The organism is Sphingorhabdus sp., from assembly GCF_044338195.1.
Taxonomy (GTDB): Bacteria; Pseudomonadota; Alphaproteobacteria; order Sphingomonadales; family Sphingomonadaceae; genus Sphingorhabdus_B.
This window is the reverse complement of sequence record NZ_JBIIMC010000011.1, coordinates 51859-65811: the sequence shown is the minus strand read 5'-3', so window position 1 is coordinate 65811 and position 13953 is coordinate 51859. Positions and strand designations below refer to the sequence as shown.

Annotated in this window: 12 protein-coding genes, 1 other RNA gene and 1 pseudogene; 3 read left to right on the top strand and 11 right to left on the bottom strand. The window is 55.7% G+C overall.

Annotated features, from left to right (window positions below):
* Positions 1 to 81 (bottom strand): annotated as a pseudogene (locus ACIQZK_RS05085) (30S ribosomal protein S2); the annotation flags it as partial.
* A gap of 240 nt (positions 82 to 321) precedes the next feature.
* Between ACIQZK_RS05085 and ACIQZK_RS05080 the strand changes: the two are divergent.
* A complete protein-coding gene (locus ACIQZK_RS05080; protein ID WP_397575180.1) occupies positions 322 to 1074 on the top strand; it encodes a hypothetical protein in 753 nt (250 codons plus the stop codon).
* 245 nt (positions 1075 to 1319) lie between these two features.
* A complete protein-coding gene (locus ACIQZK_RS05075) occupies positions 1320 to 1559 on the top strand; it encodes a hypothetical protein (RefSeq protein ID WP_395636279.1) in 240 nt (79 codons plus the stop codon).
* A gap of 185 nt (positions 1560 to 1744) precedes the next feature.
* Here ACIQZK_RS05075 and ACIQZK_RS05070 read toward each other — a convergent pair whose 3' ends face one another.
* The 5 genes from ACIQZK_RS05070 to ffs form a co-directional block, all read right to left on the bottom strand.
* On the bottom strand, positions 1745 to 2017 hold the full coding sequence (locus tag ACIQZK_RS05070) for an HU family DNA-binding protein (RefSeq protein WP_183940306.1): 273 nt from the start codon (positions 2015 to 2017) through the stop codon (positions 1745 to 1747).
* 193 nt (positions 2018 to 2210) lie between these two features.
* Positions 2211 to 4610, bottom strand: a complete 2400-nt coding sequence (gene lon / locus ACIQZK_RS05065; protein ID WP_397575179.1) for an endopeptidase La — start codon at positions 4608 to 4610, stop codon at positions 2211 to 2213.
* A 153-nt stretch (positions 4611 to 4763) separates the two neighbouring features.
* On the bottom strand, positions 4764 to 5099 hold the full coding sequence (locus ACIQZK_RS05060) for a YbaB/EbfC family nucleoid-associated protein (protein WP_395637816.1): 336 nt from the start codon (positions 5097 to 5099) through the stop codon (positions 4764 to 4766).
* Complete coding sequence (locus ACIQZK_RS05055; RefSeq protein WP_397575178.1) at positions 5096 to 6859, bottom strand: DNA polymerase III subunit gamma/tau; 1764 nt, start codon at positions 6857 to 6859, stop codon at positions 5096 to 5098. The genes ACIQZK_RS05060 and ACIQZK_RS05055 overlap by 4 nt, the downstream gene beginning before the upstream one ends.
* A 61-nt stretch (positions 6860 to 6920) precedes the next feature.
* Positions 6921 to 7015: signal recognition particle sRNA small type (gene ffs / locus ACIQZK_RS05050), an RNA gene on the bottom strand.
* Between the two features lie 134 nt (positions 7016 to 7149).
* On the opposite strand from ffs, the gene ACIQZK_RS05045 reads away from it, so the two are divergent.
* Complete coding sequence (locus ACIQZK_RS05045) at positions 7150 to 7500, top strand: PilZ domain-containing protein (protein WP_397575177.1); 351 nt, start codon at positions 7150 to 7152, stop codon at positions 7498 to 7500.
* Here ACIQZK_RS05045 and ACIQZK_RS05040 read toward each other — a convergent pair.
* The 5 genes from ACIQZK_RS05040 to ACIQZK_RS05020 form a co-directional block, all read right to left on the bottom strand.
* On the bottom strand, positions 7497 to 8900 hold the full coding sequence (locus tag ACIQZK_RS05040; protein WP_397575176.1) for a glutamine synthetase family protein: 1404 nt from the start codon (positions 8898 to 8900) through the stop codon (positions 7497 to 7499). The genes ACIQZK_RS05045 and ACIQZK_RS05040 overlap by 4 nt on opposite strands.
* A 23-nt stretch (positions 8901 to 8923) precedes the next feature.
* Entirely contained in the window at positions 8924 to 10246 is a 1323-nt protein-coding gene (locus ACIQZK_RS05035) for an aspartate aminotransferase family protein (protein ID WP_397575175.1), read from the bottom strand.
* 20 nt (positions 10247 to 10266) lie between these two features.
* Positions 10267 to 11538, bottom strand: a complete 1272-nt coding sequence (locus ACIQZK_RS05030; RefSeq protein WP_397575174.1) for an NAD(P)/FAD-dependent oxidoreductase — start codon at positions 11536 to 11538, stop codon at positions 10267 to 10269.
* Positions 11538 to 12884, bottom strand: coding sequence for a glutamine synthetase family protein (locus tag ACIQZK_RS05025; RefSeq protein WP_397575173.1), 1347 nt, complete (start codon positions 12882 to 12884; stop codon positions 11538 to 11540). Before ACIQZK_RS05025 ends, ACIQZK_RS05030 begins: the two co-directional genes overlap by 1 nt.
* A 74-nt stretch (positions 12885 to 12958) precedes the next feature.
* Positions 12959 to 13684 (bottom strand): TorF family putative porin, encoded by a 726-nt coding sequence (locus ACIQZK_RS05020; RefSeq protein ID WP_397575172.1) that lies wholly within the window; start codon positions 13682 to 13684, stop codon positions 12959 to 12961.
* Between the last annotated feature and the right edge of the window lie 269 nt (positions 13685 to 13953).

Sequence of the window (13953 nt, the reverse complement as noted above, 5' to 3'; positions counted from 1 at the left end):
CGGGTTCCAACGGTGTGTTTGGTGGCCGAAATGGGCCCCAGCTTCAAGCAATTGCTGCATGGTTACGACAGGTGCCGCCATGGTACTTCTCCTTCCGGTTGAGCCTCTGGGAAACTAGAACGTCACTGTTGCCTAAAAGACAAAGATCAGCACCGGTATGTGCGTTTCCCATGTGGAATGAGCGCGCCGTTATAGTCGCGGCAAGGATTCGTCAAGCGGTTTAGCCCTTTGTTAGCAACTATATGGGTAGAATGCGGGTTATGACGAAACCGAAAGATGAAATTAAATACTGTGTGCCCGGATTGAAACGGGCATTTCGCATTGGTGAAGAAAGGACAGCGGCATGATGGCGCGGCGGGGGGTGCTTGGGATGCTGGTTGGCGTTGCTGCGGCTTTGCTGTCGGGGGTAACCCTTTCGTCAGCAATTACAGTTATCGATACAAGATCACCGTTGAGGTGGTGACGCCGCAAGGGCTGAAAAGTGACTATGCCGTGCACGAAACATTGGTGAGTAATAGTAACATCGATCTTGGCGAACTATCGGGTAAGCGGGGGATGCGGACGCGGGGTGAGGCGGTCGCGGTTGATCTGCCCGGTGGGCAGGTGCTGTTCGCACTCGTTCCGCGCGATACTCTAGTTCAATCTGTGCTCGATCCCGAATGGAAGAATGACTGGGTGGTGAGTGCGCAGAAAATCAGTGGCGGCGAAACGCCGCAAGGGCCGATCGCGATGAAGCCGACGACGCCCAAAGAGCGATACAAATCCGGGCAGAAAATTGTTGAGGATGTGCCGAGCTATCCGATGCTGGTGCGGTTCCGGGATATCAATGATCCGAAAACGGTTGAGGAAGTCGATCCAGCGGATCTTGCAGCAAGCTTCGGCGCTGGTTTTACGCTCAAACGGATTACCGTTGAAGTGACGGATGAGGATGTCACCGTAGAAATTGCTAAGAGGTTGGGATGGTTGGCAACGTTCCGTGGTTCATTTGTGTCAAATCCACCACGCTATCTAAGTGAGGCAACTCCGATTTCTCAACTCGGAACAACTGATTTTGATACGGAGTTATATAAATGACAGGTCCAACAGAAAAGCAAAAGCATGGTTCGCTGAACGACGCGGCAAAAACGAAGGCCGTTGAACCTGCGCTGATCACGGAAGTTATCCACACATAATCCCCAAAGTTACGCCATGTCATTTCGCTGGTGAAATACCGCTTGACATTATGGAACAAATAGTGAACAACGGCTCAAACGCTGCCCATAGCCGGGCAAACACATCCCCGCCAAATAGGTTGGCGGGGGACAGAAAGGACCAGTGCCATGACCGTCGTAGCTTCCCTTCTTTTTCTGACCGCGCTTGGCTTGTCTGTCGGCGCAATATTTTTAACTATGCGCAACGCCATGCCGCGGATACGTGAAGTCGTCGCAATGGAATTTGCAGGCAAGGTCGCACGCGAACGGCGCATCACATGTGGCGAAATGCGCCGTCGCACCCCTGCAACGATTATCGCATTCCCGGTCGCTGGCCGCGCCATTGGCGAAATGCGCCTCGCCGCTTAACAGCGGTTTATGGAACAAACGAGCCGGACAAATCGGCTCAGCCATCACGCCGCCTTCATGGCGGCGTTTTTGTGTGTGCGTTATATGCGCCATGTTGCGCTACCGCCATGCCCGCTGGCGTCGGGCACAAAAAAAAGGGCGGGTGCTTTCGCCCCGCCCTTTTCACCAAATAGATTTGGTCTGTCTTAGTTGACGGCATCCTTAAGCGCCTTGCCAGCCTTGAACTTAGGCTGAGTCGATGCTTTGATGGTCATTGGTTCGCCAGTGCGTGGGTTACGGCCGGTCGAAGCCTTGCGCTTTGCAACGCCGAATGTGCCGAAGCCAACAAGGCGAACTTCGCCACCGCTCTTCAGCGCGCCAGTGATTGCTTCAAAGGTTGCTTCTACTGCTTTACCAGCATCTGCCTTGGTCAGGCCGCTTGCGTCTGCAACTGCATTGACGAGATCTTGCTTGTTCATATTGGGAACCCCCCTCTCAAAAATTGTATAAAACTCAAAACATTTGGTTAATTGAGTCGCGGCGTGAGCCGGTGGACGGATAATGATGACATTGCGTGCACTGTCAAAGGAAAAATCCGCCTAAAACCGTCATTTTCTGTGAAAAACTGCCAATTTTGCCCACAATATCCAATCAAAAGGCATTTATCACCCTTTAATGGGTCACCGACGCTCCGTTTTCGCCGCCAACTGTAGGCGGCAAGGCCGCAGCCAGTTCATCGGCTTCCGTCCACTCCACGGCCACCAAAGGCGATACCAGCGCACGCGCCAGCACCTGATCCACATGGCTAACAGGAATGATTTCCAGGCCTTCTTTTATGTTGGCTGGAATGTCGGCGAGGTCCTTTTCATTCTCCTGCGGAACAAGTACCGTCTTGATGCCCCCCCGAAGTGCCGCGAGCAGTTTCTCTTTCAGTCCGCCGATAGGGAGCACGCGTCCGCGCAAGGTAACTTCACCCGTCATGGCAACGTCGCGATGCACCGCAATACCGGTCAGCGTCGAGACGATACAGGTCACCATGCCAATACCCGCCGATGGACCGTCCTTGGGCACAGCGCCCTCGGGAAGGTGAATGTGGACATCCTTGCGCCCAAACAGGCTGGGCTTAATGCCATAGCTCGGCGCGCGCGCCTTAACATAGCTCAGGGCAGCCTGAATGGACTCGCCCATCACTTCGCCAAGCTTACCCGTAGTCTTGATCTGGCCCTTACCCGGAACGGTCACCGCCTCGATGGTGAGCAATTCGCCGCCAACTTCCGTCCAAGCAAGCCCCGTAACCGCACCAATCTGGTTTTCTTCCTCACCCATATCGTGGCGATATTTACGGACGCCCGAAAAATCTGCGAGATTTTCGGGTGTGATGGCAATGCTGGTGGCTTTGCCTTCCAATATCCGGCGCAGCGCCTTACGCGCCAGCTTTGCGACTTCCCGCTCCAGCGTACGCACACCGGCTTCGCGCGTGTAATAACGGATAAGATCGCGCAGAGCATCATCGCTGACCGAGAATTCTTGCCGCTTCAGCCCATGGGCTTCGACTTGCTTGTCGAACAAATGTCGCTTCGCAATCTCCAGCTTCTCGTCTTCGGTATAGCCTTCCAACCGGATGATTTCCATGCGGTCCAAAAGCGCCTGTGGCAAATTAAGGCTGTTGGCCGTTGTCACGAACATCACGTCGGACAGGTCCAAGTCGATTTCGAGATAATGGTCGTTAAACTTGTTGTTCTGTTCCGGATCAAGAACCTCAAGCAATGCAGACGCCGGATCACCGCGGAAATCCTGACCAAGCTTGTCGATTTCGTCGAGCAGGAACAACGGGTTCATCGTTCCCGCTTTTTTCAAATTGGCCGCGACCTTACCGGGCATCGAACCAATATAAGTCCGGCGATGGCCACGAATCTCTGCTTCATCACGCACGCCGCCAAGCGATTGACGGATAAACTCACGCCCCGTTGCCTTGGCAATCGATTTGCCAAGCGACGTCTTACCCACACCGGGAGGTCCGACGAGGCACAAGATTGGGCCTTTAAGCTTGTTGGTGCGTGCCTGTACCGCAAGATATTCGACAATGCGGTCCTTGACCTTTTCCAAGGCAAAATGGTCCTCGTCGAGAACGTCCTGCGCCTTGGCGATGTCGCGCTTCAGCTTGGACTTCTTACCCCATGGTATGCCCAGAAGCGTGTCGAGATAATTGCGCACGACGGTCGCCTCGGCGGACATGGGTGCCATGCCACGCAGCTTTTTCAATTCGGCATTGGCTTTCGCCTTTGCTTCCTTGGACAGCTTCATCGTGTCGATCTTGTTTTGAAGCTCGGCAACTTCGTCGCCGCCTTCGCCATCGTCATTGCCCAGCTCGCGCTGGATAGCCTTCATCTGTTCGTTCAGATAATATTCGCGCTGGGTCTTTTCCATCTGGCGCTTCACGCGGCCACGGATTTTCTTTTCGACCTGCAATACGCCCAATTCGCCTTCCATGAAGGCAAACGCCATTTCCAATCGGCGAAGCGGGTTTGCTTCAACCAGAAGCGATTGCTTATCCGACACCTTTAACTGGATATTGGCCGCAACGGCGTCCGCCAGCGCCGACGGTGTTTCGATCTCCGAAAGCTGCACCGCGGTTTCGGCGGGCATTTTCTTGTTGAGCTTCGAATAATTTTCAAACTGTTCCGCGACCGAACGCATCAGCGCGGTGGCTTCAGGACCTTCTGCATTTTGTTCGACAACGAGGGACACAGCCGCTTCGACATATTCACTGCCGTGCTCAACCAAATCGCGCAGTTGCGCGCGTTGTTTGCCTTCAACCAGAACGCGCACAGTACCGTCCGGCAGCTTCAGCAGCTGCATAATCGTCGCGGTTACACCGATATCGTACAAATCATCTTTGCCGGGATCATCCTCGGCAGGATCAAGCTGCGCGACGAGGAAAATTTCCTTGTTCGCCGCCATCGCTTTTTCCAGCGCGACGACCGACTTATCCCGACCCACAAACAAGGGAACAATCATACCGGGGAAAACAACAATATCGCGCAGGGGCAATAAAGGCAGGTTCAAATCCATAGATACTCCAACTGGGGTCGCGCAAAAATGCGGCACGCCCGTTCCCACTCAATATGAGCGCTCTGTGCAGGCTTTCAATGCATCTGGTCCCCAAAAGCGCAAATTGCTGGGGAAAAACGGGTTTAATGGAAAATGGCGCCAATGTTGGCGGGGTTAAAACGGCAGTTTGAACCCGGCAGGCAATGGCAGGCTGCTCGACATTTTGCCCATTTCCGCGTTGCTCGCGGCATCCGCCTTTTCACGCGCGTCATTAAATGCTGCGGTAATGAGGTCTTCCAGCATCGTTTTGTCAGCAGGAACGATCAGGCTGTCGTCGATTGCCACATTCAAGATGCGGCCTTTTGCCGTTGCGCGGACTTTCACCAAACCGCCGCCAGACTGGCCTTCGACGTGAATGGTATCGAGCGTTGCTTGCGCGTGTTCCATTTGCTGCTGAATGCTTTGGGCGGCCTCTTGGGCGGCCTTGATCATGTCTTCCATGCTTTTCATGCGCTCTTACTCCATTTCATGTCATGCGCGTCGCTGTCGAGCAGCTCCGCCTCAGGAAACGCAGCAAACGCCGCTTTGACCAGAGGTGACTCCAATATTATGCGCTTTTCAGCGTCGGCCTTCGCTTGCTCTTGCTCCAGCAAGCTTGGTGCAGCCTCGCCAGCGCGCTCTTCAACGTCCCAGCGCGTGCCGGTCACCTTCGCCAGGGCATCGCGCAGTTCCGCAACAAAACCGGGCGCAACGGGCCCCGCCAGCTGATATGCCAATACCGGTGGCGCATATTCAACCAAACGGACAACATCCCGCAGGGTCATCTCCAGACTCACAAAACCCTCGCGCGCCAAACGATCCAAAAGTGCATGGAAGTCGGTGGGCATTAACGTCTGCACCGTCGCGGACTGGGGTATGTCGAGACTGGTGGGTGCAGAGGCCGGTGGCGCTGCAAAGCTGCCCTGCCCAATCATCTTGGCCAGCTCACCGGGATCGGGAAGTGTCGCGGCATGAATAACGCGCAACAAAGCCATGTCCGCAGCATCGAGCGGCACTGATGCGCGCGCGACTTCTTCCTGCCCCTTCAGCAACAGCTGCCATAAACGGTGCAGGACTGGAAAGGACAAGCGATCCGCATGCTCTTCCACCAATGCAGCGGCATCGGCATCCAAAGCGCCATCGCGCGGTGCGCCAACTTTTGCGAGTGTCAGCCGGTGCACTTCGGACAAAAGCCCGGCGAACATCGCCAATGGCTCCACGCCCAGATTATATTGGCTGCGGGCTTCCGCCAACATGCCCTGTGCATCGCCCGCCAATATCAGGCCGAACAACCGACGGATTGCGCCGCGATCCGACAGGCCAAGCATATCGCGCACTTGCGCAGCCGTAACCTTGCCATCACCTTCCATGTCGGCATGGGCAATGGCTTGGTCGAGTATCGATAGGCCATCGCGTACGGAGCCCTCGGCCGCTTGCGCAACCAGTGTCAGCGCCTCAACCTCTGCCTCAACATGTTCTTTGGCGGCGATGTCCGCGAAATGGTCCGCCAGTTTTGCGGTGGAAATACGCTTAAGGTCGAACCGTTGGCACCGCGACAATACGGTAATCGGCACCTTGTTCACTTCGGTCGTCGCAAACAGGAATTTGACGTGACCGGGCGGCTCTTCAAGTGTCTTCAGCAGCGCGTTAAACGCGTTTTTCGACAGCATGTGAACTTCGTCGATGATGTAAATTTTATAGCGTGCCGAAACCGCAGAGTAGCGCACAGCCTCAATAATCTCACGCACGTCATCAACACCGGTGTGGCTCGCGGCATCCATTTCGATCACATCGATATGGCGGCCTTCGGCAATGGCAACGCATGGCTCGCAAGTGCCACAGGGATCAATCGTTGGGCCACCCTGCCCGTCCGTACCAATGCAGTTCAGCGCCTTGGCAATCAGTCGCGCCGTCGAGGTTTTACCGACACCGCGCACGCCAGTCATCAAAAACGCATGCGCCAAACGATCGCGCTTAATCGCATTGCCGAGCGTCTGCACCATCGCATCTTGGCCGATAAGCTCTGCAAAGGTTTGGGGACGGTATTTGCGGGCCAGTACGCGGTAAGCCGCGCCGCCGGTATTTGCCGGGGCAGCTGCTGGCGCTGAAGGCGTGGGTGCGGCAGGTGCCGTCGGTTGCGCTACGGGCGGCAAATCCAAGCCAAGTCCCAAAGCATCATCGGGCATATCCGGGTCGCGTTCTGCGAATTCTGGGCGATTGGAATCGGGCATCAACGTTACGATAGGACGGTCACCGACCTTTGTCGAAGTTTTCTAAAACAAAAGACGGGGAAAAGTAGGAGCCGGATGACCCGCAGCGAATTCGTTGTGGCTGCTTCCGTCAGGACCTGACCAGGTTGGCGAGTGCCACGTCCATCCGACTCCCACGCCGCATATGGCCGCGACATCGGTGAAATGCAAGTGGGCCGGGAACGAATGTGTTAAGGCGCTTCATCCATGTCGGTTAACCATTTGTTTACCACAATTTCATACGCTTTGCCCGTCACAGGGGAAAAAAAGCCATGGTCCAAGCACCCTCGCAGATAAAATCTTACCAACGATATGAAGACGCCGCACAGGAAGACCGAAGCGCGCCGCGCGTTCCGCTTAACATTCCTGCTTCAATGCGGCCCTCCGGATCGCGGGGCTTTGCCGTCATCGTCCGTGATCTGTCGCTGTCCGGCGTTGCTTGTGAGGCATTGACCGCCATGAGCGCAGGCACGCGTGTCTGGCTGACATTACCCGGACGCAGCGCGCTTCAGGCAAAAATCGTTTGGAACGATGGCACTATGGTTGGCTGCGCGTTCGATACGCTGCTTAACCCTGCGGTAATGCAGAATATCCTCGCCCGCTTTCCAGCCGCTCACGCTTAAGCGTTGCGCAAATACCAGTCATAGTCGATTGACGGGACCTGACCGAAATAGCGGTCCTGTTCGACGCGTTTGACGATCGTGAACATGTCCACAAAGCGTTCGCCCAGATATTCGCGCATCAGCTTCGACCCATGGAAGCGGTCAACCGCAGCGAACCAGTTGCTTGGCGGTTTATCATCGGCTGAACTGTCGCGGTCATAACCATTGCCGACGACTGCGGGGCCGGGATCAATCTGGTTGACGATACCGTGATGGATGCCCGCAAGCACGCCAGCAACGGCCAGATAGGGGTTGGCATCAGCGCCGCATGCGCGGTGTTCGACATGGCGGCTTGCCGCGGGACCGGCCGGTATCCGGAACGAAACCGTGCGGTTGTTGACGCCCCATGTCGGCGCGACGGGCGCATAGCTGTTCGCCTTGAACCGGCGGTAGCTGTTTGCATGTGGCGCAAAGAGCGCAAAACAATCGCCCACCGCTGAAATCATACCGCCAATGGCGTGACGCAGCATTGGGGTGCCTTCGGGATCATCCGACGCAAACAGGTTTTTGCCGTCGGCATCGTTCATCGACACGTGAATATGCATGCCGGAGCCTGCTTGTTCAGCAAATGGTTTCGCCATGAAGGTCGCTTCCAAGCCGTGCGCTTGCGCCACGGCCTTCACCACCCGTTTGTACATGATTGCATCATCGCACGCCCGCAACACGTCGGGCTTGTACCGCAAAGTCAGCTCGCACTGCCCCGGCGCAAATTCGGATATCGCGGATTCCAGCGGAAGCCCCTGAATATCGCAGGTTTCATACAGCTCATCAAAGAAAGGCCGGAAGTCGTCGAGTTCACGCAGGCCATAAACCTCCACCATTTGTGGTGTTTCGTGGCTATAATCGGGTCGCGCGGGGCGAATGGAACCATCACGGGCACGCTTTGGATCCAACAGGTAAAATTCAAGCTCCACAGCCAATGCAGGGGTCAGACCCATTTCTGCGAAACGGTCAACGACCAAACCCAACACATGCCGCGAGTCCAGATCATGCGGCTGGCCATCCAGCTCGTAAAAATCGACCATGAATTGTGCGGCATTGTCCCCCGCCCATGGCGTCCGCACCAGTGTGCCCGGAATTGGCTTCATTGAGCGGTCAGCGTCGCCATCCTCCCAGACCAAGCCTGTTTCAACGGTATCTTGTCCAGTGATGTCGACCACGGAGATGGAGCCCGGGAAAAAGCGACCGATTTCATAGACCGATAGCACCTCATGCTGGCGCAGCCGCTTGCCGCGCGGCACGCCGCCCATGTCGGTGTAAATCATCTCGACAGAGTCAATATCAGGGTTAGCCGCAAAAAAGGCCTCAGCCTCGCTTCGTGCGGCGATGGTCGCAGATGACTTGGCCCGCTTAATTGTCATGACGTCACTTTCACTTACCCTGTTTAAGACGCTTGTAGCTCAGTCAGCGCATTGTTCAACTCAAACGCCAACCGATCGACCTGCGCCGGCGAAGTCACGGGGCTGACGAGCATCATATTATGGAATGGCGCCAGCAATATGCCGCGGTTGGCGAGGTACAAATGAATCGTGCTTTCCAGCGCATGGTCCATCACGGCACGCGCCTCGCTGCCGTTACGCGGCGGCACAGCAGAGCATATCAGTTCAATACGGGCACCGACATGGCTGACATGCCAGTCAAGCTTGTGCGCCGCGATCACGGCATTTAAACCCGATACCAGCCGGTCAGCCGTCGCCAGCATATGGGTATAAGCATCACGCGTAATGACTTGCTCTAACATCGCGTGCATTGCGGATATGGCGAGCGCATTAGCCGACAATGTCGTGCCGATGCCGCTATGCCCCGGCGGACGCGACTGGTTCAGCGCCGCCATCTTTTCCGCGATCTCGGCCGTAAATCCATATACCGCACATGGCACGCCACCGCCGATGGATTTTCCTACCACCATGATGTCGGGCTTTGGCCCATGGGTATTGCTATGGCCGCCATAGCCCGAAGAAATGGTGTGGGTTTCATCAAGCACCAATATTGTGCCGGTTTCGTCACATAACCGCCGCAACGACTCCAAAAAGCCCGGCGCGTCGCGCACCATGCCGATATTGGTCATCAACGGCTCAGCGAGCACACATGCGATGTCGCCACCGCGTAATGCAGCCTCAAGCGCCTCCACATCGTTAAACTCGATTGCAACCGTGGTCGGTAGCAAATCCTGTACCTGTCCGATCAGGCTGGGCCGGTTGACCGCTTCGCCATCGCGCAGATCGACAAAAACATCATCGACCGCGCCGTGGTAACAGCCATTGAAGATCAAAATCTTGTCGCGTCCAGTCAAGCCACGACACCAGCGGATGACCGCGCGGTTTGCCTCGCTTGCCGTGGTCGTCACTTGCCATTGCGGCAGTCCGAACATCGCGGCGAGCATATCGCCCACTTCTACGCCCTTTGATGTGGGGAGCATATAGCTCAGCCCCTGCCCCGCTTGCGCGGTCAGTGCGTCGACCAATGGCTGTGGCGAATGGCCGAACATGCTGGCGGTATCGCCAAGGCAGAAATCATCAAAGACCTGCCCGTCAACACTCGTCAGCGTCGCTCCAGACGCCTCCTGAGCGACGATCGGGAATGGCGTGGACCAATCGAGCATCCAATGGAACGGAACGCCCTGAAACCAGCTTTTTGACGCTTGGGACTGCCCATGCGACTTTGGGTTCGCGGCAACAAACCGCGCAACCTCACGCGCGCGCATCATTTCTATCGCGGCCCTTTCAATCACAGCCGGTCTCGCATCGCATAATAGAGCAGTCCAAGGGTCGCGAGCGGCTGTGCCAGCCATTTGCCGCCTGGAAACTGGCTGTGCGGCAGGCCGGCAAAGACATCGAATTGCGACATGGTACCAAGCACGGCCTCAGCCATCACCTCGCCCGCGACCGTCGTGACCAACGCGCCATGACCGGAAAAGCCGTGCGCGTAAAAAATATTCCCCTTACGCCCCATATGCGGCAGCCGGTTCATCGTCACGCCCACGGCACCTCCCCATGCATAATCAATCTGTGTCTGGGCAAGCGAAGGAAACACCTCAACCATATGCTTTCGGACAAATCCTGCAATGTCCGCAGGCGGGCGTCGAACATATTTCTCTCCACCACCGAAAATCAGGCGTTTATCCGCGCTCAATCGGAAATAGTTCAAAACAAACCGGCTGTCCGCAATCGCGGCGTCACTGGGCAAAAGCTGGTCAGCATTATGCAACGGCGCAGTCGCGATGTTATAGTTCATAATGGGGACAGTGTAGCGGCTAAGTTCCGGCGCAATATCGCACGTCCAGTTGTCGGTGGCCATAAGCACATGGCGGGCGGTGAGCGATCCTGTCCCCGCCGCAATCTCGACATAGGTTCCATTATCCATCGGCCTTTGCGCAGCGCTATGTTCGAATATCAAAACACCTGCCGCCATCGCAGCTTTTGCTAATCCAAGCGCATAGTTCAACGGATGGAAATGCCCGCCCTTGGCGTCATAAAGGCCGCCGTGATAATCGCCGCCATTGATATGCGTGCTGATGTCGGCAGGCGCGACAATCTCGACTGAATCCCAGCCAAATTCGCGCGCCAAAAACGCGGCCTCGCGCTGCATGTCGTCGAAATGTCCGGGCTTATAGGCGGCTTCCAGATGGCCGGATTTCAGATCACATGGGATATCATGCTTGACGATGCGGTCATGCACACGCGCGCCTGCACCCCACGCCAAATCGAATATGGCTTTTGCCCGCTCTCGCCCAAACGCCGCGTCGATTTCACGCATCGACCAACGCAAACCGGGAATCAGCTGCCCGCCATTGCGGCCTGATGCACCAAAGCCGATGCTCTGGGCCTCAATCAAAGCGACTTTCAGCCCTTTTTCGGCGCAAGCTAAGGCGGCAGACAAGCCCGTAAAGCCGCCGCCAATGACAACGACGTCGCAATCCAAAGCATAATCGAGCGGGCGCTGCGTTTCCCAGCCATTCGCGGTCGCGCGGTAATAGCTGTCGTTCAACCGGTCAGGCATTACACCCTCAACAACAAATGCTCGCGTTCCCAGCTTGATACGACCGATTGGTAATTGAACAATTCATAGTCTTTGATGGCATAGAAGATATCGAAAAACTCTTCGCCAATCAGGTTGCGGACGGGCTTACAAGCGCTGAAACGGTCCAGCGCCGCTTCCAAAGTCCGGGGCAGCGTCCGCGCACGGTTGTACGCGCTGCCGGTGATCGCCTTTGCCGGGATCATGCGTTCTACCATGCCGATATAGCCACAGACCAAAGATGCCGACATGGCGAGATAGGGATTGGAATCCGCGCCGGGCAAACGGTTTTCGACGCGGCGATTGGCCTTGTCGGAAATCGGCACGCGGAAACCGCAGCTGCGGTTATCTTCGCCCCACTGCACATTGATCGGCGCTGCGCTATCGGGCCGCATCCGGCGGAAGCTGTTCACGTTGGGCGCCCAAAGCGGTGACACTTGTGGCATAAACTTCACAAGCCCGGCGATGTAACTCCGGAACAGCGCGCTGTCGCGGCCATTGGCGTTCGAAAACAGATTGCGGCCGGTTTCAGCATCTACAACCGATTGATGCAGATGCATCGCGCTGCCCGGTTGGCCCGCCATCGGGTTCGCCATAAATGTGGCATAGACGCCATGTTGTTTGGCGACGGCCCGCACCACGCGTTTGAACAGAAAAACCTGATCCGCAAGCTTCAGCGGGTCGCCGTGCAGAAAGTTCACCTCAAGCTGGGCCGCGCCCATTTCGTGAATCATCGTGTCGATATCGAGACCCATCAATTCACAGTCATCATAGATGTGATCGATGATGTCTTCATATTCGTTCATCGCCTCAAGACCATAAGGCTGACTAGCCGTTTCCGCCCGTCCGCTTGACCCCGTCGGCGGCACAAGCGGAAAGTCGGGATCGACATTTTGGCTGACGAGATAAAATTCAACCTCGGGCGCAATGATGGGTTTCCACCCGCGGCTGGCGTAAAGGGCCAGTATCTTTTTCAATATCGTGCGCGGCGCGATTTCCACTTCAGTGCCATCACCGTTTAAGACGTCGGCGATGACAAATGCGGTTGGCGATTTAAAACCGGGCGCAATGCAGATGGTGTCGGGATCAGCAATTAGGATTTTGTCGGGATCCTTGTCCCAAATATCTTCGATATCTTCGGGATAATGGCCATCAATGGTGCAGATGAAGACGCTACCGGGAATGCGGAGCGATTTGTCGCGGACAGACGACAGGAATTTCTTGGCCGGCAATACTTTGCCGCGCTGCACGCCGTTAATGTCAGGAACGATGCATTCGACCTCGTCGATCTTATGCTCGGCTATCCAGTTGGCGAGGTTTATAGTCATAAAACAATATGTGCGCAGACCGACTTGAAAAGGTCAAGCCAGCCCGCGCACATCATAATATTCAATATACGATCTTAGAAACCGTAGCTGAGCGAAAATACGACGCCGGCCGCGCTGTCTTTGAATGCAAACACCGAACGACGGTTGGTGTCGACATAAGATGCGCCAAGTGTAAAGCCTGCAACATTAGCGGTCAGACCAAGCGTCCAATCGAGCTTTTCACTGCCCGCGGTAAACGCGCCATCTTCAATGCCGATTGAGCCGACGATCGAAATTGGTGAGTCAGGCAAAGCGATCGAAGCGTTGGTCGCGACATAGACGTTATCGGTGTTACCGGTGTTGTCCTGACTTGGGACATAGCTCAACTGCGCGCCCACGGTTGCTGGACCGATAGTTGAGCCAAGCTTACCGGTCAGCTCTAGATAGTTGAAGCTGGATACGCCCGGATAGACATAATATGTCGCACCGATGTCGTAAGTCAGTTCTTCACCACCCGAAAAACCGACATAAAGGTCAACTTCCGCATCATCGCCGTCATTTTCGGAGAGATTTGAAGCCCACGCGCCGACATAAAAGCCGGACTCATGCTTGACGGTCAAATATGGCTGAAGTGCAAAGCCCTTGTCAGAAAGCGATACGCCGCGGAAACGATAGTCGGATACCAAAGCGGCACCGCCCGAAATAGTGATAGGACCGGAGGCTTCTTCTGCCGCCGCGTCTTGGGCGAAAGCAGGAACTGAAATAGCCATCGCGCTCATCGCGACGCTCATTGTTGCCAGCTTCAAAATGGATTTACGCATAAAATTACCCCTTCTTAGGTACACAAAAAACTGCGCCGAAAGCGACCGCATAGCGCTACATCCGGCAGATACCGTTCTATCCCGCTAAATCTAAATGCCTGCGCAATACCGCTATACATCGGCCTGCGCTTTATTGTGCAGGTGCACACAAACATCAAAACCTGCCGCAGGCAAGTCATTTTGTGTCAACGTCATTGTCCTTTTTACGCAATGTGACAAAACCGTCACAGTCTTGCGCAGGATTGCGGTATCGGCGCGCGCACCACAAA